We start from the raw sequence: 25,108 nt of genomic DNA on the forward strand, positions 1-25,108 counted from the left end.
GGTCGCGTTACAGGCTTCGAGTGGGGTTATCCGAGTCGTTGAGCATGTCGAGCAGCTGCTGCTTCTCGCGCTGGCTCAGGATTTCCTCCACCATAAAAGAGACTAGCGCAGTGGGCGAATTGTCGAAGTACTGGGTGAGCATGCGCTTGAGGATGGCCGCCCGGTACTCGGTTTTGCTGATGAGGGGGAAGTACTCGTAGGTCTTGCCGTATGCTTTGAAGCCCACGTAGCCCTTGCGCTCCAGAATGCGCACCACCGACGACACGGTGTTGTAGGGCGGCTTAGGCTCGTCGGGCAGTTGGTCGATAATGTCCTTCACGAAAGCTTTCTTTAGCTTCCACAAGGTCTGCATGATGCGCTCCTCGGTTTTGGTTAAATCTTCCATGTGTTGTATGTATAACTGATGAATCAGGTTTGAAACTTATTTTTCAGTTATGAAACGTAAAAACCAGTTTTTGTTCAGATTCAGCATTTTAATAAATGGAATTATTTCTCAACAATAAGACCGTCATGCCAAGCGCAAAGACCGTCATGCCAAGCGCAGCCGAGGCATCTCGCTCGCATCGTTCAACGATTATGATTACTCCTGCACGCGAGATGCCTCGGCGGCGCTCGGCATGACGGTCTTTTCAAAGGTTGATTAACGGCTTGTTTACTGCCTGACTACTGCCACCACAGTACTTAAATTCTGAAAAAATTCGTGTTCGGCCCGCTTCCAATCCGACCTTTGCCGCACCATGCACATCACCGATTCCCACGCCCACCTCTACTCTGAACAGTTTAAGCCCGACCGGCTCGACGCCCTGCGCCGTGCCCAGGATGCCGGCGTGCGCACCATCGTGATGCCGAACGTGGACCACAGCAGCATCGACGCCATGCTGGAGCTGGAGGCCCAGGCCCCGGAAACTTGCTTTGCCATGATGGGCCTGCATCCGTGCTCGGTCACGCGCAGCTTCGAGCAGGATTTGTATGAGGTAGAAACCTGGCTGGGTCGCCGGCCCTTCGCAGCGGTAGGCGAGGCCGGCCTCGATTTGTACTGGGACAAAACTCTGCTGCCCCAGCAGCAGGAGGCGTTGCGCATTCAGTTGCAGATGGCCAAGCAGCACCAGTTGCCCATTGTGCTGCACACCCGCGACGCCTTTACCGAAACCGCCGACCTGGTGGAGGCCGCCCAGGATGGCACCCTGCGCGGGGTTTTTCATTGCTTTTCGGGCACGCCCGAGGAGGCCGAGCGCGCCATCAAGCTGGGCTTTATGTTGGGGATTGGGGGCGTGGCCACGTTCAAAAACGGCGGCGCCGATAAGGTGCTGCCTGGCATAGGCCTGGAGCATTTGCTGCTGGAAACCGACTGCCCGTACCTGGCGCCGGTGCCGCACCGCGGCAAGCGCAACGAGCCGGCTTACTTGCCGCTGGTACTGCGCCGTGTGGCCGAGCTGCTGGGCAAAGACGTGGAGGAGGTAGCTGAGGCTACGACGCGTAACGCAGCAGCGCTGTTTAACCTGTAGGCAACCGTCGCGCGGACTCTGTAGTCCGCGTCCCCGCACCGCCCCAACGATTCGCAAGTGGCGCGGGGACGCGGACTACAGAGTCCGCGCTACGGTCGCGCTACGCCCCAACGGTACCTTGGCTGTAAAGGCGTTACGCGGCCAGTTTTACGCCTGCTTCCAGCCGGGTGAGCACGACTTCAATCTGGGTAGCGAAGGCGTTTACCAGTTCAAGGTCGGCGCGCGATTCTTCGATTTGGCCGCGGCTGTAACGGGTGGCCAGGTCCTGGCCGGTTTGCAGCATCTGCTGAACCAGGTGCTCAAGGTCGCGCACGTCGGTAGAAGCGCGAAGCGCGGGCTTCAGGGTGGCTTGTATCCACTGGCCGAGGGGATTGTCGCGAATAGAAAACAGCTCCGGCTCGGCTTCCCGCACCCCGTAGAGCACCGAGCGCAGCCGCGACTTAAACAGCACCAGCTTCACGCGGGCTTGCTGAAAGGCGAAAGAAGTGAGGGCCATGCGGGGTAGGGTGAGCGGGTGGTGTGCGGGAAAAACAGGAGGGGAGCAGAGGCTAGGCGTTGGTGCCGGGGAGGGTGCGCTGCTGCTCCAGGGCCAGCCGGGCCAGCACCAGCTCGGTTACTTCAAAGGCAAATGCCATGATGCCGGCCGGCTGGTCCTGCTCGCGGAACTGTTGGTAGATGAAGTTGAAATAGGCGTCGTGCAGCTGCCCGCTGTCGTCGCGCCCCAGCTTCAGATGCATCTCCTTGCCATGGAAGGTTTCGCCGGTTTGGTACACCTTGTCGAGCAGGTCGATGATGCCTTGCTCCTTGAGTTCGGGCAGTGCCTCGGCTACGGTGAGGCCCTGGATTTGGCGGTCGGGGAAAAGCTGCTGGTACACTGGGTTCACAAATTCGAACAGGTGCTCCGGGCCGCGCAAGATGCAAATCATGGCCGGCGCCTGCATGAACAGGTTGTGGAAGGTCTCGCGCTGGTTTTCCGCTTTCTTGTACTGCTCGTAGGCCTGCTCGGCCAGCAGGTGGTGTTGCTCGTTGGCTTCGAGCAGTTCCTGCACCATCTGGCGCTGCTCGTGAATTTCGGTGGCGCCGCCCACCCACAGGTTGATGGTGCCGGCCTCGTCGTGGCGGGGCGTGGCGCGCGCCAGAATCCAGCGGTACTGGCCGTCGTGGCGGCGCAGGCGGTATTCCACTTGGTACGTATCGCCGGTATCCACCGAGTGCTGCCAGGCGCGCAGCACCCGGTTCAGGTCGTCGGGGTGAATGTTGTCGGTCCACTGATAGCCGGTTTCCTGGGACATGCTACGGCCGGTGAACGCCAGCCAGCGCGGGTTGAAGTAGTCGCGCTGCCCATCGGGCGTGGCCGTCCAGATGAGCACGGGCAGGTTGTCGAGCACGAAGCGCGTGCGGTCCTGCGCTTCGGCCAGGGCCTGCTGGGCGCGGGCGGCTTCCTGGGCGGCGCGGTACTGCTCGGTCACGTTTTGGGTGCGCTGCAAAATGTACTGCAGCCGGCCCTGCTCGTCGAGCAGGGGGTAGTGCGTGGCCTGCCAATACATTTCCTCGAAGCCGCCGCCCTGCTCAGCGGGCCGGGCCAGGTCGTAGCGGATGATGGGCATGGTGTGCGGCTCCAGGTGCTGCCGCACATGTTCGTGCGACTCCGCGATGATGTTGCCCTGGTTCTGGTCGACGGACGGGTAGGCCTCGAACAGAGTGCGGCCGACGACGTCTTCCCGCGGCTTGAGCGAAGCCGCCGCGTGGCTGTCGGTATTGTCCAGGATGGTGGCATCCGGCGCCATGAGCAGCAGGTTGTTGGGCAAGGAGCGGAACAACCGGTGGTAATCGACAGCAGAATCGAGGGCGGACATGGCGGGAAGGAGCGACAAGTGAGCCGCAGCAGGCCGTTTGGGAAAAGGGCCGGGCGCGGGCGAGTTCAAAAAACCGGGGGGCAAAGCTACTAGGTGCGGGTAGCTATCTGGCCTGCCGATGGGCGGAAATACGGACGGACTTTCGCGAACGGCCACTTGAATAGCCAGAAAGGCGGACGAGCTCCCGAAAACACCCCGCCAATGCTTAAAAATGCTCGTCCGGTGGCGCCGACGCTTCGTCCGCGCCTTTCGACGCTTCGGCAACAACAAGTTGAGGGAGGGTAGCTCCGGCCAACACCTTTGACTCAGTACTTAACCGCTGGTCCCCATGAAAACGCTGCTACCCCTGCCCCTGTTGCTGCTGAGCTTCGCCCGTCCCGCCACTGCCCAAAGCACCGCCCCGGCTCCGGCCCACAGCGCGGCGGGTACCGCCATTTCCGGCCGCGTGCGCGACACTGCCGGCCAGCCGCTGCCCGGCGTCAACGTGTTCCTAAAAGGCTCTTTCGATGGCGTCAGCACCGATTCGCTGGGTGGGTTCAGCTTCGATACCCGCCTCATGGGCAGCACGAGCCTGGTGGTGGCCTACATCGGCCACGAGCCTCAAGAGCTGCCCCTTACGCTTGGCCAGGGCCCTATTTCGCTGCCCAACATCAGGCTAAAAGCTTCGCGCGCTGCCCTCGGCGATGTGGTGGTGACGGCCGGCGCCTTCGAGGCCAGCGACGAAAAGCGCAGCAGCGTGCTCAACTCGCGCGATGTGCTTACCACGGCCGGCGCCCTGGCCGACGTGGCCGGCGCCCTCAACACCCTGCCCGGCACCAGCCGCAACGGCGAAGAAGGCAAGCTGTTTGTGCGCGGCGGTGCGGCCGGCGAAACCAAGCAGTTTATGGACGGCCTGGCGCTGCAAAGCGCGTACACGGCCAACGTGAGCGGCTCGCCGGCCCGGGGCCGGTTCTCGCCTACCTTGTTCAAAGGCACTGTTTTCAGCACCGGCGGCTACTCGGCCGAATACGGGCAGGCCTTGTCGGCGGCTGTGATACTGAACTCGAACGACCTTGCCCCCGAAACCCAAACCGGCATCACGCTGCTCTCGCTGGGCCAGGTGGGCCTCTCACAAACCCAGCGCTGGGAGCGGGCCTCGGTGGCCGTGACCGGCGACTACATGAACATGCAGCCCTACTTCGGCGTGATTCCGCAGCTGCAGCTCACGGCCCACGAAACGATGAGCAGCTCGGTAGCTTACCGGCAGCGCACCGGGGAGGGCGGCATGTTCAAGGCCTACGGGGTCGTGAGTAAGTCGCATTCCGGCGTGCGCACACCCACCGTGGGCTGGGAAAACGGCCAGCCTGTGGACCTGCAGAATACCAACGCCTACCTGAACACCAGCTTCCGCAGCCACCTGCGCGGCGGCTGGAGCGTGAACACCGGCCTGGCCGCCACCCGCGACGAGCAACACCTCAACCTGGGCGTTCAGGCCGGCGCGCCCACCGTCAACCGGTTGCACGAACTGGAGCAATCCGTGGTGGGCCGCGTGGTGCTCACCAACGACTCGGTGGGCACTTATTGGAACCTGAAAATCGGCGCCGAAGGCCTGGGCCAACACTTCGCCCAGCAAGTGCAAATGACCGGCGAAGGCCAAAAGACCGACTTGCCCCAACGCGCCTTCGACGAGCAGCGCGCCGCCGGCTTTGCCGAAGCCAACATTGCCTTCACCAGTCAGCTGGCCGGCCGGGTAGGGGCCCGGGCCGAGTATTCAGCCCTGCTCAACCGCTGGAACGCCGCCCCGCGCCTGGCCCTGGCCTACCAGCTCAACGAAGACAACCAGGTATCGGCGGCATTCGGCCATTTCTACCAAACCCCCGCCAACGACCTGCTGCTCTCCGGCCAGTACAGCTCCGCCCTGCGCTTCGAGCGCGCCGACCACTACCTGCTCACCTACCAGCGCCTCACCAGCCTCCGCACCCTGCGCGTGGAGGGCTACTACAAAGACTACCGCAACCTGCTGCGCTTCGATGCCGCTCAGCCCTACCGGCCGGCCACGTACCAGAGCACCGGCAGCGGCTACGCTCGCGGCGTCGACTTCTTCTTCCGCGACCGCAAAACCGTGCCTAAGCTTGACTATTGGGTGAGCTACGGCCTGCTCGACACCAAGCGCCAGCAGCGCACCGACCCCGCCGTGGCCATGCCCACGTTCGCCTCGCGCCACAACGTTTCGGTGGTCGGCAAGTACTGGTTCAATAAGCTGCACACGCTGGTGGGCGCCACTTTCAATTACAGTAGCCCGCGCCTCTCCTACGACCCCGCTTTTCAAGCTTTCCGCACGCCCAGCTATCAAGAGTTCAGCATGAACCTGAGCTACGTGACCACCATCCGGAAGAACTACACCATCGTGCACGTGTCGTGCTCCAACCTGCTGGGCCGCGAAAACGTGTTCGGCTACCGCTACGGCGCCGCCCCCACCGACCAGGGCAGCTACCAGCGCGTGCCCGTGCTGCCCTCGGCCCCGCGCATGGTGTTCGTGGCGCTGATGATTTCCATTAATAAGGCCCGGCCAGCGGATACGAATGTGGCGCCGGAGTAATACAACTTACTTAATGTATCAACCCAAACGGCCGCTCCCAGCTAGGAGCGGCCGTTTGGGTTGCATGCTTTCGATGGGCTACTTCCCAAACCGGTAACGTACGCCCAGCGCTGCGCTGCCGGTGAAGCCAACATTATAATATGGGTCGCCTACACTGCGGTTAGTAGTGATGTCGAAGTTCAAGTCAAGGCGCGGGTTCAGGCGATAGCGAACGCCGGCCCCAAGCGTTAGCAGGAATAAGTTTCGGCTACCACGACTGGAATAGTTCGTGATTTGTAGGCCGCCTGCGATGCTGTCGGACCGGGTACTGCGGCTGTTGCCGCTCCCATTCTCCAGGCCTGCGCCGGCCAGAGCATCGAATTGAACGCGGTGAGCCAAGTTGCGGGTAAGGGTGTAGCGTGACAGCAGCGATACTGAGGTAACCTGCGACCTGATACTGCCTTGAAATCGGGAGTATTGCGGTGCATTGTTGGGCTCGGGGTAGTAGATGAACTCGTTGTCGTAAGAATAGTTGGCCCTACTGTGGGCAACGCCCACTTGCAAGGAAATGCGTGGGCCCAGCTGGTAGCCGGCCGTGAGTTGCACGGGTAGCCGGACGCTGCTATTGCGGGCTGCCTTGCCACCAAAATTTTGGTAGTAGCTGCTGTAGGCGGCCAAGCCCACGTAGAATTTGGGTGTGGGCGCCGGCTCAAGAACTGGAGTTTGTGCGCGGCTCAGCATGGGCAAAGCGAGGAGAAAGGCGACCAAGCGGGTAGAAGGCATCGGGTAGAGTAGGGAATGAGGATACTAGGAGGAGGCTCCTAGACAGCCAAGCGTTGCACCAACGCAAAGAAATAAAGTTTCGCGTGCGCTGCGCCTAGCAAGAACGCCAATAAAGTTGCAACGCTGCCGTCGGACCAAGTCGAGCAAAAAAGCGCCGTCACGTTGTCGGCGCGCCACGTCGGTTCATCCGCTTTATCCGACGCTTCGGTCACAGAAAATTTCAGACGCTTCAGGCGGCGCCCACCTTTGAATCATCAACCACGGCAAGCGCCGCTGCTGCCCCGCCGCACACTTTCAACCACACATTTTCACCCTCTTTTTCCTCAACCGTTATGAAAAAGCACCTCATCCTCCTCGCCCTGGCCGCCACTTCGTTTTCGGCCGCTGCCCAGTCCACTGCCGTAGCCTCGGCTGCCCGCCCCGCTGCTACCTCTGCCGCTGCCACCCCCGCTGCCTACACCGACATGATGGCCGCCACCATCACAGAGCTCCACAGCACCGGCGACCCCGCCCAACTCAAGCAGCTGGCCAGCAAGTTTGAGCGCGCCAGCACCGTGGCCCCCGCCGACTGGCACCCCGCTTACTACCAGGCCTACGCGCTGCTCATCAACTGCTTCCAAAGCAAAGAAGACGGCGACGCCAAAGACAAGACCCTCGACCAAGCCGAGGCCGCGCTGGCTCGCGCCCGCAAGCTGGGCGGCGACGCTTCCGAGCTGCTGGTGCTGCAGGCCTACCTCTACCAGGCCCGCCTGGGCATCTCGCCCATGATGCGCTCCATGAAGTACTCGCGCATGGTGACCGAAGCGCTGGACGAAGCCAAAAAGCTGAACCCCGCCAACCCGCGCATCTACCTGGTGCAAGCCAACAACCTCTACTACACGCCCAAGATGTTTGGGGGCGGGGCCGACGTGGCCAAGCCCGTCTACGAAGAAGGCAAAGTCCGCTACGCGGCCTTCAAGCCCAGCGGCCCGCTGGCTCCCAACTGGGGCGAGCGCCAGCTGCTGGGGCGCCTGAAGCAACTCGACGGCACGGCTGCCAATTAGCACGTAGCACGACCGTGCCCGGCAGAGACGCTGTCGTTCATGTCTCTGCCGGGCACGGTCGCGCTACGGCCGCAATCAAGGAGCCATGGCTTCACCTCCCTTTTTTCATAGCTTTAACCCACCCATTTCGCCATGTCGCCCGCCGTGTCTGCTGCTCCCAAACCTTCTGCTGCCCCGCCCGCTGCCCCAACGGCGGCACCCTCGGCGGTGAAGTATCAGCCCCTGACGGGAGAATTTCAGCCCAGCTCCAAGCAGCATAGCCTATTGAAGGCCGTGCGCATCATGCTGGTGCTTTCGGTGGTTATCAGCGTGCTGGTAAACCCCAACGCCCTGAGCAGCTGGACGAATTTTGCCATTACCTACGGCTATACGCTCATGTACAGCATGGGCCTGTGGCTGACCAACGGCTACGTGGTGGAGTGGCTGAACCGCCGCTACACTTGGACGGTGCAACCCGGCCGGCGCCTGCTGCTCACGCTGGCCGTCTCGTTAGGCGGCTCCATGCTCGTGATTTTGTTGATGAATGCCGTGCTGCTCGTTATTCGCGACAAGCCCGTAAGCGGACTTTTTTCCAAGGAGATGTACTGGCCGCTGATGCTGCCGCTCATCATCACGGTCATCATTTCGCTGTTTAATCACAGCCGGGCGTTTTTCTACCAGTGGCGCGAAGCCGCCGTGCGCGCCGAACGCCTCGAAAAAGAAACCGCCGTGGCCCGCCTCGACTCCCTGCGCCGGCAGGTCGACCCGCATTTTCTGTTCAATTCCCTGAACGCCCTCACCAGTCTGGTCGAGGAAAACGACCCGCCGCGGGCCGTGCGCTTCATCCGTCAGCTCAGCCAGGTATACCGCTACGTGCTCGACAGCGAAAGCCAGGAGCTGGTGCCGCTGGCCGACGAGCTGAAGTTTGCCGAAAGCTATTTGTTTCTGCAAAAAACCCGCCTGGGCAATGCCCTGGCCGTGGAAATGGACGTGGCTCCCGCCGATGTCGCCCCCTATTTCGTGCCGCCCCTGGCCCTGCAGCTGCTCCTCGAAAACGTGGTGAAGCACAACACCGCCTTCCAAAACGACCCGCTGCACCTGTGCGTGACCTTGGACGCGGCGGCCGGCACGCTCACCGTGCGCAACACCCGGCGCCCGCGCCGCCTCGCGCCGGGCGAGTCGTCGGGGCTGGGATTGAAGAACCTGGCGGCGCGCTACGCTTTCCTCTCTAGCAAGCCGCTGCAGATTGGTGAAGAGAACGGGGAATTTGTAGTGACCTTGCCACTTTTGACGCTGTAGTATTTGATAGCTAACTCAATAATGTCCTGCCGAGGGCCCGCTCGGCGGAACCTCACCCCCCGCCCCTCTCCCGCGGAGAGGGGAGCCTGACGGACAGTAGCGCGGACTTGTAGTCCGCGATTTTCACTCTGTTTGGTCAATATTATCGCGGACTACAAGTCCGCGCTACATCCCCACCGCCATGGCTCCCCTCTCCGCGGGAGAGGGGCGGGGGGTGAGGTTCCGCCGAGCGAGATGCCTTGGCTGCGCTCGGCATAACCGTTCTTATCGCCTTTTTTCTGCCCCTCTTTCTCCCCATTTTCTGCTCCCTTAAAACATGCCCCTCCGCGCCCTCATCGTTGAAGACGAACCCCTGGCCGCCCGCCGCCTGGCCGACATGCTAGCCCGCCAGCCCGAACCCGTGCAGGTGCTCGGCACAGCCGAATCGGTGACGCAGGCCGTGGCGCTGCTCGCCAGCGTGCAGCCCGCGCCGGACGTGCTGTTCCTCGACATTCACCTGGCCGACGGCCTCAGCTTCGATATTTTTGAACTGACGGAGGTGCGCTGCCCGGTCATTTTCACCACTGCCTACGACCAGTATGCGCTGCAAGCCTTCAAGGTGAACAGCGTGGACTACCTCCTCAAACCCATCGATGAGGAGGAGCTAACCGCCGCCCTGCACAAGCTACGCGAGCGAATGCCCGCGGCCCAGTCCACCGCCGCAGCCCCGGCGTTTGACCCGTCGCTGCTGGCCCAGCTGGTGCAGCAGATGCAGCAAACCCTGCCGGGCACGGCCACGCCCGCCGCTAGCTACAAAACGCAGTTTGTGGTGCGCGTGGGTGAACACCTGAAAGTGGTACCCATCGACCAGATTGCCTACTTCTTCAGCCTCGAAAAAGCCACATTCCTGCAAACCACCGAAGGCCGCAAATTCGTGGTCGACTACACCATGGACCAGTTGGAAGGCCTGCTCGACCCGCGCCGGTTCTTCCGCCTCAACCGGGCGTATCTGGCCCAGCAGACTGCCATTCAGGACATCATTCACTACACCAACTCCCGCTTGCAAACCGTGCTCAAACCCGTAGCGCCCGATGCTCAGGTTCTGGTGAGCCGCGAGAAGGTGAACGTGTTCAAGAGCTGGCTGGATAGGTAAGGGGCGCCGCCGTCAACGCCCCCATCGCTGAGCCAGCGCTACCGCCCAAACCGGTAACGCAGCCCCAGGGCCTGGCTACCCGTGAAAACGTCCTTGTTGGGATTGTTGAGACCTTCATACTGCTGGCCAGTAAGCGCTTTGCTGACGAGAAAATCGTAGGTCAGTTCGAAGCGGGAGCTCACGCGGTAGCGAACGCCCACGCCTCCAGTGGCCAACAGGGTGTTCTGTGTTCTGCGGAAAGCAAAGTCAGACGCGTTGGTGGGGCTGCCCGTAATGTACGTGGTTTGGGTGCCACGGCTATGGATGTTGCGGCTCTCCAAGGTGAAGCCTCCGAGCGCATCAAACTGCAACCGGCGAGAAGGGTTGGCCGTGAGGGTGTAGCGGGCCAGCCCCGACACCGATGTTTGGCGCTGGGTATAGTCGCCATCAAGGGTGTAGTAGCTTGAGTTTGGGCCGGCTGCCCCGCCTATGAATTGCGTGCTCTGGCCGTAGCGAGCGGTGCTGCCGCTGTAGGCTACGCCTAGCTGTAAGGTTAGGCGTGGCCGCAGCAGGTAGCCAGCCGTGAGTTGTACTGGCATCCGGAAGCTGCCGTCTTGGCTCAGCAATTGGTTGCCAATCTGCTGGTAATAGCTGTTGTAAGCCCCCAGGCCCACATAAAAGCGGGGAGTAGCCGTCGTTTCGGGGGTGGTTTGGGCGAGGGCGGGGAGGGCAGCTGCCAGGAGCAGGCCGCCGAGGGCAAGTTGGGGTAGGCGCATGGAGTAGAAGGAAAAATGAAACAAGGTTGCCAGTAAGGTGCCCGGAGTGAGCAAAGCGTTGCAAGGCGCTGGCAGAATCTTGTTAAATCTATTTCATTCCATACCTCTGCACAGGTGCCCGATGCTTAGGTAAGTAACGGTGAGCCGCGAGAAAGCGAACGGCTTCAAAAGGTGACTTGATATGCGGGAAACAAGATAACAGCACGTCATGCAGAGCGCAGCGAAGCATCTCGCGTGGTTCGTTGAACAATTGATTCACTACAACATGCGTCATGCTTCGCTGCGCTCTGCATGACGGGCTGGTTGCTCATCATCTCTTCACTTGCCTCTCTCCACCTACTGGGCCCGGCGGCGCTCCTCCTCGGCGCCTGTGGTGCGGGTTTTGTTGGTCAATTTATCGTTACCGAAGCGCCACGCGAACGAGAGGGTGGCCACTCGGGAATCGCGGCGCAGGTACAGGTCCTGCTGGTAGTTGTTATAGATGGAAACGGCGTTTAGCGGCGTGGTGTAGAGAATGTCGGTCACGGCGAGCTTGAGCGTGCCTTTGCGGTCCCACACCTCTTTTTTGATGCCGACGCTGAGCTGGCCCATGTCCCGGAAATCGAAGAAGCCGACCCGCTGACGCGAATAGTACCAGCCGTTGAGCTCGGCGCCCCAGCCCTTGCCCAGGGTGAAGGTGCTGTTGCTGCTCAGGTTGAGGGTGGGCTGCCCGGCCCGGAGGGAAGTACCGGCGAGGTTGCCTTCGAAGTGGATGTAGTAGAGCACGGCGTTGTTGTACATGCTCAGCCACTTGCCCACGGTGACGGGCGCCGTGAGCGTGAGCGCCACGTACTGCTGCCGGTCCAGGTTGACGTCGGTCGAAACGGTGGTGGTTTCGGTTTCGGGGAAGGCCACGTCCGTAATGGGGTCCTGGGTGACGCTGTAGCTGATGCCGCCGGTGTACTTCTGCCGGAAGGTGTAGTTCACCTCCATGTTGTAGCTGGTTTGGGGCAGCAGGTTGGGGTTGCCCTTGCCGGAGGTGGCTGGGTCGATGATGAAGCGGAAGGGGTTGAGCTGGCGGTAAGAGGGGCGGTTGATGCGCCGGCTCAGCGAGAGCGATGTTTCGTGCTGGTCGCTTAAAGTGTACTTCAGGGCGGCGCTGGGAAACAGCTGGTAGTAGTCGCGCTGGAAATTCTCGCTGGTCACTACCTGCTGGCCGGTGGCGTGGGTTTGCTCGCCGCGCAGGCCGGCCTGCACGTTCAGCTTGTCGATGGTTTTGTTGAGGTTGACGTAGGCCGCGGTGATGACTTCGTCGTAGCGGAAGCGGTTGCTTAGGTTGCGGTCGAGGGTGGTGACGCCCTCGCGGGTGTTCTCAAACCGGATGTCGTTGTCAGCAAAGACGCGGCTGGCTTTGGCGCCCGCTTCGAAGCGCGTTTTCGGGTCAATGTTCCGCGTGAAGTCGGCTTTCATGGCCTGAATGGTGAGCTCGCTGCGCTGGTCGCTGGCCAGCGTAGGGCCCATCAGGTTCGGCTCGGGGAAGATGGTCTGGCTTTGGGTGCGGTGCGTGGAGTAGCGGGCGTAGTCCACGTCGGCCGTGAGCTCGGGCCGGCCGGTGCCCTCGCCAAACGTGTGCTTAAAATTGAGGTTGCCCGTGATGTTGGGGTTGTTGCCCTGGCCGAAGCTCAGGGCCGTGTAGGCATCATCTACCTGGCCGTTGGCATCGTAAAACACGCTGGTGTTCACGCCCGCCCCATTTGGCAGGGGCCGGGGCACGGAAAACCCGGTGAGCACGCCGCCCACCACCGTATTTTTCGAGAGGTTATAATCGGTGCCCACCTTCCATATCAGGAAATGGTCTTTGGAAACCATGCGGTTGCGCTGGTCGCTGGTGCCGGTGAGCACAGGGCGGCCGTCCTGCGTTTCGTAGAAGTAGCGGTAGGTATTGCGGATGTTGAAGCCCTTGCGGTTGCCGTAAGTAGCCGACGAAAACACGTTGACTTTTTCCTGGCGGTGGTTCAAGGACATGCTCGTGCTCAGCTTGCCGTACACGCTGCGCCCGTAGCTCAGGTTCGTGGTGCCGTTGGTGCCCATGCGCTGGTCCTTTTTCAGGTTGATGGCGATGATGCCGGCGTTGCCCTGGGCGTCGTATTTGGCGGGTGGGTTGGTAATCAGCTCGATGCTCTTGAGTTGGTCGGCGGGCAGGGCGCGCAGGTAGTCGGCCAGCTCGGTGCCGGTCATGGGCTGGCGCTTGCCGTCGATGAGCACCAGCAGGCCAGTGCGGCCGCGCAGGGCCAGGTTGTCGCTGCCGTCCACGGTCACGCCCGGGGAGCGGGTCAGCACGTCAAGCGAGGTATTGCCGGAGGCCAATGTCGAACCCTCCACGTTCACCACCGTGCGGTCGGCCAGGCGCTCAAATAGCGGCTTCTGGCCCACCACGGTTACTTCTTTCAGAGCCGTGGCGGCGCTGGTTTGCAGGGTAAATGCAGGGAGCTTTAGTCCTGCGGCGGGCAGCTCAAACGCCTCGCTCCAAAAGCGCACGTAGCCCACCTGCGAGGCCGAAACCCGGTAGCGCCCTCCGGCCGGATGCTCGAGGCGGAAGCCGCCTTGCGCGTCGCTGAACTCCGTTTTCACCACCGACGAATCGGTGGCCCGGTGCAGCGTGATGGTCGCAAACTCGATGCCACCCCCGGCGCCATTGCGCAAGGTGCCCGTGACCGCAGCAGTTTGGGCAAACGTGGTGAAAGCCGTGAGCAGGAAGGCGGCCAGCAAAAAAGTGGCCGACCGGATACTGGTTCTTCTGCAATGAAAACCAGCGCTTTTTAAGATGTAGGAGTGAAGCATAAGGTCTTGGTGAGCAGATAAAAAGACTGAGAAAGGCCAGCTGGCAGTAGCGCTGAAAAAGGGCATGGCGAGTCCCGTTCCGGCCCGGAGGGCGTAGCGCAAAGGGTGATTTCGAAAAGGGGGAGAGGGGTGGCGAATCCGAACCTCCAAGCCGGAGCAGGCTAGCGACTAGCCTGCTCCGGCGGCCTCAGGAGGCCAGCAACTTTACTTGCAGAAAAAGGTGAGTAGGGTGTTTGGAAGTGGATACCGCGCGACTTTCCAAACGTTACAGAATTTCCCAAACTTTTTTTCGGGGTCAATTCTCCAGCCTGATTCGCAATAGAAACCAGCTGATTACTGCTTAGGCTGCCTTAGTTGCCTTCCAGCCAGGCCTTGACGGCACCGGTCTTTTCGCGGCTCACCAGCACTTCTTCGCTGGCGGCAGGGTGCAGGTCCACGGCCATCTTACCGCTGAAATAGGGCTGCAGGCGGCGCACGGCCGAGATTTGGGCAATTACCTGGCGGTTGAGGCGCAGGAAAAGCGCGGGGTCGAGCAGGGCTTCGAGCTGCTCTAGAGTGTAGTCGACCACGAAGCGGCGGCCATCGGCAGCCACGAGGGTGGTGACGCCGTTTCGGCTTTGAAACCACGCTGCTTCAGCCGCGGGGAGGGGCAACAGCTGCTCGCCCTGCCGCACCAGAAATCGGCTTTTGTGCGGCTTGCCAAGGCGGGGAAGGGCATCGAGCAAACGCTCCAGATTCATGGATGAATCAGTAGCGGTGTGTGTGGTTTCGGGTAGGCTGCTGGCTGCCTCGGGGCGCGCCACCGGCCACTGGCGCAGCTTGGCCAGGGCCGCTTGCAGCTCAGCCAGCTTCACAGGCTTTAGCAGGTAGGCCACGCTGTTGGCCTGGAAGGCCCGGATGGCGTAGGCATCGTAGGCCGTGGTGAAAATAACTGGGCTGGGCACCACGGCCTGTTCCCATACTTCCAGGCTTAGGCCGTCGGCCAGTTGAATATCGCTGAGAATTAGGTCTGGCGTCGGGTTGTTGGCAAGCCAAGTCAGGGTGCTGCTCACGGTGTCGAGCACGGCCACTACCTGCGCCTCGGGGGAGGCCTGGGCCAGCAAGCGCTGCAGGCGTTCGGCGGCGGGGTACTCGTCTTCGAGCAGGAGGATGTTCATAGCAGATAGTTGTCTGTTGTCCTTTTCCAGTGTTGCTGAGAAATTCTGATTGGTAATTGAAAACCAATTGATTGGACCCAAGCGCAATCAACTAACAACGGACAACTAATAACGGTAGAGGGCAAAATACCAGGTCCAGGCCAAAAAGAGCAGCTGTAGCGGCACGCGAAACCATAGGTAGCGCGGGCCCGGCCCGGTAGCATCGCCGCGTTGGTAGTCGAGGTGCTGGCGGGCGGCGTTGATGTTGGCGGGCAGCACGGCCACGAAAAAAATCAGCAGCGCCCAACCCGTAATGGCCCGGGTAACTGGCCAGAGCAACCCGATGGCGGCCGCTATTTCGAGTACGCCGGTAACGTACACCCAGCCCCGGCGGTAGGGCAGCCAGGCGGGGAGCATTTGGGCCATGCCCTGGGCAAAAGCGAAGTGGCCGGCGCCAGTGAAGAGCAGCATGGCCGCCATGGCGCCGTTGCCAGCTAGCAGAAAGTTGGGGCTGCCTCGAAGCAAATACGTTGCGCCGAATATCAACCCGAAGGCAGCCAGCAATACAATTAGTGGTTTCATAACAAAGGGTGCAAGGGCGAGGAATAGCTCGCGAGTCTAGGCTGCTGCCCCAGTAGCTGGCAGCAGCGGCAGCCGAACCGTGAAAAGCCCGGCCGTGCTGCTGGCCTCTACCGGCTGGGCCGCCCCGAGCAGCGCATAGCGGCGGCGCACGTTTTCGAGGCCGGTGCCCGTGCCGGGGGCCAGCCCGGCGGTGCGGGGCCGGAGCGTGTTTTCTACCAGCAAAGCGTCAGCGGTTTCGTCGGCCCACAGGCGCAGGCGCAGCGGGTGCTCGCCCGAGGCCACGTTGTGCTTGAGCGCATTTTCTACCAGCAGCTGTATGCTGAGCGGCGCTACTTGGCGGGCCAGCGCAGCGGGTGGCACGTTCATTTCCACCACCAGGTTTTGCCGAAATCGGGCTTTGTGCAGCCCCAGGTAGGTTTCTACGAAAGCCAGCTCCTCGGCCAGCGAGACCGTGGCGCGGCCCTGAGCTTGCAGCACGTAGCGGTACACATCGGCTAGCTGCTCCACAAATTGCTGGGCCGGCGCGTTGCCGGGCTCAATGAGGGCCGAAAGTGTGTTGAGATTATTGAACAGAAAGTGCGGGTCGAGCTGGCTTTGCAGGGCGTCGAGCTGGGCCTGGGTGCCGGCCCGCGCCAGCTGCTCGGCGCGCTGCAGGTTGGTTTTCCACTGCTCGAAAAAGTGGCGACTTTCGTAAATCAGCAGCACCACCAGGGTGGGCACCATGTTCATCGCCAGCTCCTGCCAGAATTGGTCGGCGCGAATGTGCTGCTGGTAGAATATCCAGTGTAAGCCCTCGCCCAATAGCAGCGTGGCCACGGCCCCAATGGCCAGGCTGACCAGAGCCAAGCGCCACAGGCGCTGGGTCGTTTGCTCAACGTTGGGGAAACGCCGAATCAGGGCAAACCAAAGCGCCCGGTTGCTCAGCCAAAATATGATGGTATAAACCACTGAAATCAGCCAACTGACCACGAGGGTAGGCAGCATGGGCAGCTCGCTCACGCCGCGCATGAGCATGGCCAGGGTTGCAATAACCGGGATACCAATAAGTAGGAGGCGGCGCTCGTTCATGAAAACACGTTAGTGAATCGAATGGCTAAAGTACCCGGCCCAGCAGCCGGGCCCGGCCGGCCCGCAGCATGGCGGGCACTACCGCCGCATGAAACGGCCGCACCACCGCAAAGTACAGGCGGCCCGCCAGGTTATGATACTGCACCGCCGTGCTCATAAAAACCCGCGTGGCGTCCGGCTCCTGAGCTACCAGCACGGACACCCGGAAGTCGAGGTGCCGGTCGTTCAGGCCCAGCAGCACTTCGGTAGGGCTGGCGGCGAATGTCCGGAACGGCCCTACAAAGTCGCCGGGCTCCAACGGCCGGTGCAGAAGCTGCATGCCGGGCGGCAGAGTAGTGGCCAGGCTCAGCTTCTTTACCAACGCATTGCGCAGCCGCATTAGCCAAAGCACCCAGGCCGGCGCTTGCTGAAGGCACGCTTGGGCCGCCTCACTCGCCGTTAGCTGGCTGCCTGGGGGTAGGTCCAGGCAGTAGGCGTCCAGGAAATCAACCTGGGGCAAAGCCTGCCGGATAAGGCTGGTGGTATGAATAGCTGATGTGGTCATGAGTAAGCATAAGTAGCACGTACCAAGGGGTGAGGCGAAGAAGACTGCGTTGTAAAGCAGTTTTCAGCCCTACTGCCCGGCCCACAGCGGCACGCCCGCCATGGCCTTTGCAAAAAGCACCACCACCAAGCAGGCATAAGCCAGCGCCCCCAGCCACGTCAGCAGCGCGGCGCGGCTCGGCACCAAGCCCGACAGCCACCAACCCAGCAGCGGCACCACTTGCAGCGCGTGCAAACCAATGAAGTGAGCAATGCGCAAGTCGCCGGCCCGCGTGCTCCAGCCAATGCCCGGCAGGCCGGGGCCGCCATCGGGGGCACCCACGGTGTGTTGGTTGAGGTGTATCATCATGCCGCCCAGCACGCTGCCGACGAGAAACAGCAGCAGCCCCAGGCGCACGCCCCACACGTAGCCAGCCGGGCCGTGCGGCCGATACCGCCACACCAGGTACACCGCCCACATCGTGAGCACGGTATTTAGCATGATGAAGATGCCCATCACCTGAAACAATGCGCCGTCGAAAATCGAGGAATAGTTGAAGTGCGAGGATGTGCCGCGTGCTGCCTGGATAAAAATCACCACTTGCTCTACTATCATGCTCACCGCTACGCCCAAGCTCAGCCGGCTCACGGCACGCTGGGTGGCACCTGGCAGGTCGGCTAGCAGCCATCCCAGTGTCCAGACGAAGGCGATGACCGACAGGCAGAACTTGATGGGCTTCACCCACACAAGAGCGCCGGTCACGGAGCGCTGGTCGAGGGGCAGCAGCACCAGCGCCACTAGCAGCAAGCCCACATTCAGCCAGCCCGTCCACGACAGCGCCGGGTTGGCGCGGTGCAGCACGCGCAGGGCTACGCGGGCCCGCTCCAGCCAAGAACCCGCAGTGGTGCCGTTGGGTAGTTGCGCGGCCGCTGGAGTCGCCGCAGCCTGGGAGGAAGGTAGCATCAGAGTGTCCATGGTTGTCGGGTTTAAGAGTTGCAAATCAGGCATGGGCGGGCATCGCCGGGGCCAGCTGCCACCGTCGGCGCAGGCCGCAATAGAGCAGCAGCCCCAGCGGTCCCAGCATGAACGTGGCCGCCAGGCACGGAATCAGCACCAGGTGCGGCATGCCGCGGCGGTGGGCATCGCGCGCTTCCCAGGCCCCCACAGCCATGTCGAAGCACAGGTAGTGCACCCAGCCGGCCAGCAGTGACCACGGCTCGCGGAACAGTGCCGCCACCTGGGCCAGCGAGCCGAAACCGGCGCCCGGGGCCGGGTGGGCCAACGTTTGGTAGCCAATGAGCACCACGTAGGTTGCCGCCAGCAGCAGGGGCAGCGCTCCACTGAGCACCACGGCCCGGGTGCCGCGCCAGCGCGGGGCCACCAGCAGCAGCACCCAGCCCCAAAAGGCCACTTGGTTGGCTACTTGAAAGAGAGAATCCGGGGTCAGCATAAACTTTTAGGGGTGGGTATGGGTCCAAAGCTAGCTGTCTGCCGTATCTGGGGCCAGGCCTTTAGGGCCGAAGCCGCAAAGCCGTGGGGTGAAGTACAGTAAATGGCCCGGTGAAACGTCCTCCCTCCAGTTGCTTGCTTTAGCTCTTTACCTTTTATGCCCCCGTTATTGCGCCTTGTGTTATTGAGTTTGGCGCTGATGCCAGGACTGGGCTGGGCCCAAACCCAGGCTCCGGCCGACTCAGTAGGCCGCCGTGCGGTGCCGCGCCTCGAACGCACCCGCGTGGTGGTGGTCTACGACTCCCGCTATTCCATCATCAACTATAAGTTGACCACCATCAACGGGTTGAAGCTGGGCGTTGAGCTCAAGAACCGCATGCGCATGGGCGGGGCCATCTACTTCCTGAGCACCGGCGTGCCCACCCGCCAGCCCCGCCCCGACAATGCCGACGAAGACGCGCCCGCCGAGCTGCGCTTTCGCTACCTGGCCGGCTACGGCGAGTACGTGCTGCTCGAAAACCGGCGGTGGGAGCTCAGCACGCAGCTGCAGCTGGGCCTGGGCTCGGCGCAGGTAGCCTACACCACCGAGGAAGGCGCTTTCACCCGGACGCCCCGCGAGTTTTTGGGAGTAGTAGAGCCCTCGTTCACCGGGCACGTGCGCGTGTTTCGCTGGGCTGGGGTGGGGGCAGGAGCGGGGTGGCGGCAGCCCATCTTTGTGCCCCTGTCGGTGCAGAAGGAACTCAACGGGCCAGTTTTTTACGTCCGCGCCAAGCTTTTTCTCGGCGACTTGCTGCAGGTAGTTCGGGGCAAAGAGCGGCTGTTTTCGCAAGATGGCCTGCGGGATTAACTATTGGCCAGTTGTCACCTGTCTGCTGACTCCGATGGGCTTGTCGGAAATCACTTTCCACCAGTGGCGTAGGCCAGGCCCGCCGACAAGTTGCCATTGGCCGGGCTGCGGCCCGCTACGCTGATGCTCTCATAGGAGTAAGTATACGCCGTGGTGAAGGCCAACCGCTGCGTAAGGCTCACGGCCAGCGAAGCCGTGCCGTTGATGCGGTAGTCGGTGGTGGGGGCGCGCACGGAAGGCTGGTAGAACACCAGCGCATTGAACGCGACCACGCCCCAGGTAAACTTGCTTTTCACGCGGGCCGAGTGGCGCAGCACCTGCCGGTGCAGGTCGGTGAGGTAGCGCGTATCCTCGTACAGCAGCAGGTAGCTCACGTTGATTTCGTTGCGCAGCGAATCGGTGTAGAGGTCGTAGCCCGCCCCGAGGCCATGCACCAGGCGCCGCTCTATGGCCCGCAGGTTGCTGAAGCCCGCCTCGCTCAGGGCATAGCCCCGGAAACGGCCCCGCTGGTAAGACGGCGTTAGCAGCAGCAACCCTTCGCGCTCACGTAGCCGCGCATCTTGCCGCCCGTAGCTGAAATTGGCGCCCACCGGCAGCCGCCAGCGCCCGCCCCGAAACGCAAAGTTGGCCGTGTGGCTGGTGGTGAAAAACACGCGTTCCACGGTGCCCGTGGTGTAGAGGCCGGTGAGGGCGGCGGTGTAGCGCAGGCCCCGGCCGCTGGCGTTGTAGGTTTCAAATTCGGTGGCCGGCACACTGCCGGCGGCGCCCGCCGTGGGGGCCACCACGGGAGCGGCAGCCGTGTCGGCGGGCACCGCTGCGGCTGAGCGGGAAGTAGAGTCGGGTACGGTTTGGGCGTGGCCGACTGTGCGGGTGCCCACCAGCATAAAGGCCGTTGCTAGCACTGGGAAGAATCTTTTCACCCCACAAACAACGGTTCTGCCGGGTAAAATGTCTTCGCGGCGGCGGGCTTGGTCCGGGCTTTCGGGGGCGCTTTGCCGCTCGCAGCAGGCAGTAAATGCCAGGGGGCGAACGCAAAAGCGGCGCCCCCAAATCGGGAGCGCCGCTTTCAAAAAAATGATTTTAACCGTGTGATTTTGCCTTTAAATCATCAGGAAAATCAGCCACCCAAAAAGAACGGTCATGCTGAGCTTGTCGAAGCATCTCTACCTCGGAAGTAATCAATGCTGATTCAACGAAGCGGTAGAGATGCTTCGGCAAGCTCAGCATGACCGGCAGGGTATCATCTAACACGACTTTAATTGTAGTTCGGCAAGAGGCTGTACTTCTGCCCGTACTCCAGCATTTGCTTGGCGAAGTCAGTCGGGTATTCCAGCTTCACGTCCGTCACTTTGCCGTCGTTCATGGTCGGCACCAGGCGGGGCTGGATGAAGCCTTGGTAAGGCGCGATGTTGAGCTTTTTGTAGCGCTCCAATACCTCTTTGTGCAGGGCCTGGTCGACTTGCACGCCGTAGGTTTCGATGAGGTTTTTGGCAGCGGTGTAGTCGCCTTCGCTCGTCACGCGCTGTAGCTCCTTAAGCAGCTGGCCGAATAGCCCGCGCAGCTTGTCGTAGTCGTTGATGCGAACGTAGGTCTTGCCGTTCTGCTTTACCATCTCCACCACGTTGTCCTTTTTACCCTTTTCATACACCCACTTGGCCACCATCTGGCGGTTGCGCATGTGGGCTTCTTCCACGTTTTCGCCGGGCTGCAGGCGGGTAAGCTGGGTCATGAGGCCGCCGCGCAGGTAGCCATCGTACTCCGCCTTGGCCACGTCGGCCGATTTGGTCACGCCGATTTCCTGCAGCTTGGGGTCGGGCAAGTAATACAGCGCCACCAGGTCGGCACGGCCTTCTTCAATGGCCGAGGCGTAGCTTTTTAGGGTTTCCTTGGTGGTGCCCACGCCGGGGTTTATCTGGCCCGAGGCGTGGCCAATTACTTCGTGCATGTCGGTGTGCAGCTTGCCGGCCAGCGCGCCGTACTGGCGGGCGCGGGTGCGCTCGGCATCGGTCAGGGCAAATTCGTCGAGCATGCCCGAGCTGGCGTTGGCCAGGTCGTAGGCTTCCACGATGTTGCCCAGGTTCACCGACTTCGAGCCGTGCTTGGCCCGAATCCAGGTGGCGTTGGGCAGGTTGATGCCGATGGGCGTGGCCGGGGCCGCGTCGCCGGCTTCAATCACCGTCGTAATCACCTTGGCCGTGATGCCGACCACGTTTTTCTTCTTGTGCTGGGGCAGAATGGTGGAGTTGTCCTCAAACCACTGGGCCTGGTCGCCAATAGCCTTGATGCGCTTGGTGGCCTCCAAGTCCTTGAACGACACCACCGACTCGTAGCTGGCGCGGTAGCCCAACGGGTCGTCGTACACTTCAATAAAGCCGTTCACTACGTCCACCAGCGACTGCGTGTCCTTCACCCAGGCAATGTTGTACTCGTCCCAGGTTTTGAGGCTGCCAGTCTTGTAGTAGCTGATGAGCTTGCTCAGCGCCTCTTTTTGCTCAGCCGTTTCGGTCACGGCCAAGGCCTTTTCCAGCCAGAAGATAATCTTCTTGATGGCCGGGCCATACATGCCCTGCGCGCTCCAAACCCGCTCCTCGAGCTGGCCCGCGCTGTTCTTCACCAGCTTCGAGTTCAGGCCGTAGGAAATAGGCTGCTGGTCGTTTTTGTCGATTCTCTTGGCGTAAAAAGCCTCGGCTTCGGCCTGGCTTACGCCCTCGTAAAAGTTGGTGGCCGAGGTTTTCAGCAAGTCGGCGCCGGCTTCTTGGTTCACCTGCTTCGCCGCCACTTTGGGGTCGAAGATGATGGGCGTGATGGCGGCTAGAAACTGGTCGACGGTTTCGTTGGGCTGCAGGGGCAGGGTTTTGGCGTCGGCGGCGCGCACTAGGCCGGCAAAGTAGTCGGGGCTGCAATCCGGCAGCATCTTGCGCGTGGAGTAGTGGTGGTGAATGCCGTTGGAGAACCACACACGCTTGGCGTACACGTCGAATTTCTTGGCCTCGTCGGCCTTGTCGCCGCCGTTTAGGTTCTGCTGATTGGCGGGGTAAAGGGCCTCCAAGGTGCGCCGCACTCGCAGGTTGTGCTTGTAGTTCTGGTCGTAAATAATGTCGCGCCCGCTCAGCCCCGCTTCGTAGAGGTAGTAAAGCAGCTCCTTCTGTTTGGCCGGTAGCGCCTCGAAGCCTGGCACTTGGTAGCGCAGCATGCGCAAGTCAGCGAATTGCTCGCTCACTACTTTAAAGTCGCCCGTATCGGTGCTGGCGGTGGTAGTTGCGGTGCCTTCAGCATCTGTTTTGTTGCCGGAGCATTGCATCAGAGACAAGGAACCCAGCAGCAGCGCTGCGGGCAAAGCCAGTCGTTTCATAAAAAGAAAATAGGTGGGAAAAAGAGCAGCAAAGCTAAGCCAGTTTCCGAAGCAGCAGAACGATGTAGAGACGCATAATTGCGTCTCGTCGGTGAACGACTAGCGTTAAGAAGATGCCCACTAAATCAATCCCTGACGGCCAATCCCTGACGGCCAATCCCTGACGGCGCGGACGCCGAGACGCAATTATGCGTCTCTACATCGTTCTATTTGCTAGCCTTGCGTAAGGTACTGGCCTGGTCCAGCTTGCCATTGGCCGTAGCCTCAAACGCCATCACATACACCAACTGCCGGGGCCGCTCGTACTTTTCCAGCCGCTCAGCCAGCAGGGTTTGAAGCTGCTTTTCAGCTTTCGTATCAAGAGGCTCTCCCTCCACAAAAGCTGTAACCTGTTCGCCCAGCCGCTCATCGGGCTGGCCGGCCACAAAGCAGCGGCGCGACTCGCCCAGCTCCGCCAGAGCCACATCCAGCACTAGCTCTACTTTCTCGGCCTGCACTTTCACCCCACCCGAGTTGATGACAAAATCGGCCCGGCCCAGCCACTCAAACGTGTGAGCATCGAGCAGATTCACTTGGTCGTTGGTCACCACCAGTTGGTCGTCAGTCACGTCGCCGCGCAGGGTCAGGCAGCCGCGCTCGTCCAGTCCGGCCGCAATGCCCGTGAGCACGCGGTAGCTGCTGGTGGCTTCAGGGCCATTGAGCCGGCGCAGGGCAATGTGCGACACCGTTTCGGTCATGCCATAAGTATGGTACACCGGTACGCGCAGCGCTTGTATTTCCTTGGCCAGCGTGCTGTCCACAGTAGCGCCGCCCACCAGTAGGGCACGTATCTGGTTGAGGCGCGGCGCCTGACCTGCCGCGAGCATGGTCCGCAGCTGCAGGGGCACAAAGGCAGCGAAGTCAAACTCGGCATCGGTCGCCACCATATCAAACGGGTTGCCCTGCGGCTCCACTATGGTGAGGTGCATGTTGCGCTCCAGGCCGCGCACCAGCATCATCAGGCCGCCAATGTATTCGCAGTTCAAACACACCAGCGCCCGGTCGCCCGGCCCCAGGTCAAAGAAGTCGCCGGTGCGGGCTGCCGACGCTTCCAGCTGCCGCCGCTTCAGTACGATGGGCTGCGGCGTGCCGGTCGAGCCCGAAGTGGTGAGGGTAAATTCCTGGGTGCCGGTCAGCCACTGCCGCACAAAATCCAGCACCTTGGCCTCGTAGCCGTTCACGGGCACATCGAGCTGTGCCGGGTATTTTCGGATAGCAGCGTAGGCGAATTCGCGGCCGTTGAGAAGGAGGGAGGTGGGCAGGGATGCAGGCATGGGGCAAAGCTAGCTGCCCGGCATGTTTTGTTAGTAGCGGGATACGCTTTTAGATAACTGCTCTCCGCTTGGTGATGTGGTGGATTACTAGCACTTAAGTCTAATAAATTGCTACTGTTGAGCCTTGCGCAAATGTTTCATAAGAAGTAATCAGCCACCATACTGCCAAACCAGCGTTAGCTATAGTTTCTCATCAGTTTGTCGATTCGCCTTTTGTTTTCCTGCTGTAATAAAGATGGATACAAATTCATTAGTGTGTTAACCATTATAATAACCAGACCAAATAAGTAATTGGAATTAAAAGCCTTTACTAAAGCAAAAATAGCGACGAAGCCAAATCCAATTAAATGGTCTATTTCAGAAATCGTCATTTCATTTCGTAAATTAATTAGTTCGGCCTGGCTAATTTTATTTTTAAGTTTCAGTTTTTGGTTGAAAAATTTAAAAAGCGTATACTTTACAATCCATTTGAAAATTCCAATTCCAATAAATTTGTTCAGCTTGCCATTTTTGACAAAGTTTAGGTTTGATAATTCTGTGTTATAAAAGGCTGTTTTTCTGACAACCGTATTTATTATCATTCCAACTATCCAAGAGATAACTGTTATTGAAATTCCGTATGTCAGGTATCTGTACACCATGGTTTTTCAAATTGTAGCTAACATGTGGGTTGATGTAAATTGCAGATTAACAACGTCATGAAGTACACAACCCAGGTCATTAGCTTGGTAGAGAAGCAACAGTATTGACAGTCGCCACCACAAAAACTCAAGATATAAGTTATAGTAACAATGACTACTAAAGTTCGCCTGTGCTAGCAAAAGCTCTGATAACGCACAGAGGCGTGAGCCGTCCTACCACTTTCTTTCTTTTTTGAGAGCGTAATGGAGAATTGCAGTCGGGGAAAAAAACGAGTCAGTAAGTTGCGGCCGGGTTTCCTAGGCTCCCGGACGCTTTATGGTTGACGGCTATCAACCGCTTACTGACCTGGAATGGCAAGCTATGGCCCCGCTTCTGCCCCTGCAACGTAAACGCCGCTTATGAAATGGTGAGGGTAAATTCCTGGGTGCCGGTCAGCCACTGCCGCACAAAATTCAGCACCTTGGTCT

23 protein-coding genes are annotated in these 25,108 nt (G+C 60.7%); 6 read left to right on the top strand and 17 right to left on the bottom strand.

Going from position 1 to position 25,108, the window contains the following annotated elements:
• Positions 1–7 precede the first annotated feature (7 nt).
• A complete protein-coding gene (locus tag BMZ66_RS00350; RefSeq protein WP_092668022.1) occupies positions 8–385 on the bottom strand; it encodes a BlaI/MecI/CopY family transcriptional regulator in 378 nt (125 codons plus the stop codon).
• 352 nt (positions 386–737) lie between these two features.
• Here BMZ66_RS00350 and BMZ66_RS00355 point away from each other — a divergent pair, with 352 nt between their 5' ends.
• Positions 738–1,505: a TatD family hydrolase gene (locus tag BMZ66_RS00355; protein WP_092668023.1), complete on the top strand. Its 768-nt coding sequence runs from the start codon at positions 738–740 to the stop codon at positions 1,503–1,505.
• Positions 1,506–1,638: 133 nt separating this feature from the next.
• Here the strand turns inward: BMZ66_RS00355 and BMZ66_RS00360 are convergent, their stop codons facing one another.
• Both BMZ66_RS00360 and BMZ66_RS00365 read right to left on the bottom strand, forming a co-directional pair.
• The gene (locus BMZ66_RS00360) at positions 1,639–2,001 is read right to left on the bottom strand and encodes a hypothetical protein (RefSeq protein ID WP_092668024.1); all 363 of its coding nucleotides are present in this window, start codon (positions 1,999–2,001) and stop codon (positions 1,639–1,641) included.
• Between the two features lie 52 nt (positions 2,002–2,053).
• Positions 2,054–3,361: a PAS domain-containing protein gene (locus tag BMZ66_RS00365; RefSeq protein ID WP_092668025.1), complete on the bottom strand. Its 1,308-nt coding sequence runs from the start codon at positions 3,359–3,361 to the stop codon at positions 2,054–2,056.
• 328 nt (positions 3,362–3,689) lie between these two features.
• On the opposite strand from BMZ66_RS00365, the gene BMZ66_RS00370 reads away from it, so the two are divergent.
• Positions 3,690–5,939 carry a TonB-dependent receptor gene (locus tag BMZ66_RS00370; protein WP_092668026.1) on the top strand — a complete coding sequence of 750 codons (2,250 nt, stop codon included), beginning with the start codon at positions 3,690–3,692 and terminating at the stop codon, positions 5,937–5,939.
• 78 nt (positions 5,940–6,017) lie between these two features.
• Here BMZ66_RS00370 and BMZ66_RS00375 read toward each other — a convergent pair whose 3' ends face one another.
• The gene (locus BMZ66_RS00375) at positions 6,018–6,701 is read right to left on the bottom strand and encodes an outer membrane protein (RefSeq protein WP_092668027.1); all 684 of its coding nucleotides are present in this window, start codon (positions 6,699–6,701) and stop codon (positions 6,018–6,020) included.
• Between the two features lie 332 nt (positions 6,702–7,033).
• Between BMZ66_RS00375 and BMZ66_RS00380 the strand changes: the two genes are divergently transcribed.
• The 3 genes from BMZ66_RS00380 (at position 7,034) to BMZ66_RS00390 (ending at position 10,154) form a co-directional block, all read left to right on the top strand.
• On the top strand, positions 7,034–7,744 hold the full coding sequence (locus tag BMZ66_RS00380) for a hypothetical protein (protein WP_092668028.1): 711 nt from the start codon (positions 7,034–7,036) through the stop codon (positions 7,742–7,744).
• A gap of 132 nt (positions 7,745–7,876) precedes the next feature.
• Positions 7,877–9,022: a sensor histidine kinase gene (locus BMZ66_RS00385; RefSeq protein ID WP_092668029.1), complete on the top strand. Its 1,146-nt coding sequence runs from the start codon at positions 7,877–7,879 to the stop codon at positions 9,020–9,022.
• Positions 9,023–9,338: 316 nt separating this feature from the next.
• A complete protein-coding gene (locus BMZ66_RS00390; protein ID WP_092668030.1) occupies positions 9,339–10,154 on the top strand; it encodes a LytR/AlgR family response regulator transcription factor in 816 nt (271 codons plus the stop codon).
• 38 nt (positions 10,155–10,192) lie between these two features.
• Here BMZ66_RS00390 and BMZ66_RS00395 read toward each other — a convergent pair whose 3' ends face one another.
• From BMZ66_RS00395 to BMZ66_RS00430, 8 genes are all read right to left on the bottom strand, one after another.
• On the bottom strand, positions 10,193–10,909 hold the full coding sequence (locus tag BMZ66_RS00395) for an outer membrane beta-barrel protein (protein ID WP_143079991.1): 717 nt from the start codon (positions 10,907–10,909) through the stop codon (positions 10,193–10,195).
• A gap of 336 nt (positions 10,910–11,245) precedes the next feature.
• Entirely contained in the window at positions 11,246–13,729 is a 2,484-nt protein-coding gene (locus BMZ66_RS00400; protein ID WP_092668032.1) for a TonB-dependent receptor domain-containing protein, read from the bottom strand.
• 350 nt (positions 13,730–14,079) lie between these two features.
• Entirely contained in the window at positions 14,080–14,886 is an 807-nt protein-coding gene (locus tag BMZ66_RS00405) for a LytR/AlgR family response regulator transcription factor (RefSeq protein WP_092668033.1), read from the bottom strand.
• 105 nt (positions 14,887–14,991) lie between these two features.
• The gene (locus BMZ66_RS00410; RefSeq protein WP_092668034.1) at positions 14,992–15,447 is read right to left on the bottom strand and encodes a DoxX family protein; all 456 of its coding nucleotides are present in this window, start codon (positions 15,445–15,447) and stop codon (positions 14,992–14,994) included.
• A 36-nt stretch (positions 15,448–15,483) separates the two neighbouring features.
• Positions 15,484–16,515 carry a sensor histidine kinase gene (locus tag BMZ66_RS00415; protein WP_092668035.1) on the bottom strand — a complete coding sequence of 344 codons (1,032 nt, stop codon included), beginning with the start codon at positions 16,513–16,515 and terminating at the stop codon, positions 15,484–15,486.
• Between the two features lie 25 nt (positions 16,516–16,540).
• A complete protein-coding gene (locus BMZ66_RS00420) occupies positions 16,541–17,059 on the bottom strand; it encodes a DUF2867 domain-containing protein (protein ID WP_092668036.1) in 519 nt (172 codons plus the stop codon).
• Between the two features lie 69 nt (positions 17,060–17,128).
• On the bottom strand, positions 17,129–18,013 hold the full coding sequence (locus tag BMZ66_RS00425) for a hypothetical protein (RefSeq protein ID WP_092668037.1): 885 nt from the start codon (positions 18,011–18,013) through the stop codon (positions 17,129–17,131).
• A 25-nt stretch (positions 18,014–18,038) separates the two neighbouring features.
• The gene (locus tag BMZ66_RS00430; RefSeq protein WP_092668038.1) at positions 18,039–18,488 is read right to left on the bottom strand and encodes an ABA4-like family protein; all 450 of its coding nucleotides are present in this window, start codon (positions 18,486–18,488) and stop codon (positions 18,039–18,041) included.
• A 156-nt stretch (positions 18,489–18,644) separates the two neighbouring features.
• On the opposite strand from BMZ66_RS00430, the gene BMZ66_RS00435 reads away from it, so the two are divergent.
• On the top strand, positions 18,645–19,334 hold the full coding sequence (locus BMZ66_RS00435) for a hypothetical protein (RefSeq protein WP_143079992.1): 690 nt from the start codon (positions 18,645–18,647) through the stop codon (positions 19,332–19,334).
• Positions 19,335–19,384: 50 nt separating this feature from the next.
• On the opposite strand, the gene BMZ66_RS00440 is transcribed toward BMZ66_RS00435, so the two are convergent.
• The 5 genes from BMZ66_RS00440 to BMZ66_RS25920 form a co-directional block, all read right to left on the bottom strand.
• A complete protein-coding gene (locus BMZ66_RS00440) occupies positions 19,385–20,254 on the bottom strand; it encodes a DUF481 domain-containing protein (protein ID WP_143079993.1) in 870 nt (289 codons plus the stop codon).
• Between the two features lie 160 nt (positions 20,255–20,414).
• Complete coding sequence (locus BMZ66_RS25430) at positions 20,415–20,585, bottom strand: hypothetical protein (protein ID WP_177204532.1); 171 nt, start codon at positions 20,583–20,585, stop codon at positions 20,415–20,417.
• A 4-nt stretch (positions 20,586–20,589) separates the two neighbouring features.
• Entirely contained in the window at positions 20,590–22,686 is a 2,097-nt protein-coding gene (locus BMZ66_RS00445) for a dipeptidyl-peptidase 3 family protein (RefSeq protein ID WP_092668041.1), read from the bottom strand.
• 206 nt (positions 22,687–22,892) lie between these two features.
• On the bottom strand, positions 22,893–23,999 hold the full coding sequence (locus BMZ66_RS00450) for an AMP-binding protein (protein WP_092668042.1): 1,107 nt from the start codon (positions 23,997–23,999) through the stop codon (positions 22,893–22,895).
• 176 nt (positions 24,000–24,175) lie between these two features.
• Positions 24,176–24,640 carry a glycosyl-4,4'-diaponeurosporenoate acyltransferase CrtO family protein gene (locus BMZ66_RS25920; protein WP_092668043.1) on the bottom strand — a complete coding sequence of 155 codons (465 nt, stop codon included), beginning with the start codon at positions 24,638–24,640 and terminating at the stop codon, positions 24,176–24,178.
• Positions 24,641–25,108 lie beyond the last annotated feature (468 nt).

Origin of the sequence: Hymenobacter arizonensis (assembly GCF_900115775.1) — a bacterium.
Taxonomy (GTDB): Bacteria; Bacteroidota; Bacteroidia; order Cytophagales; family Hymenobacteraceae; genus Hymenobacter; species Hymenobacter arizonensis.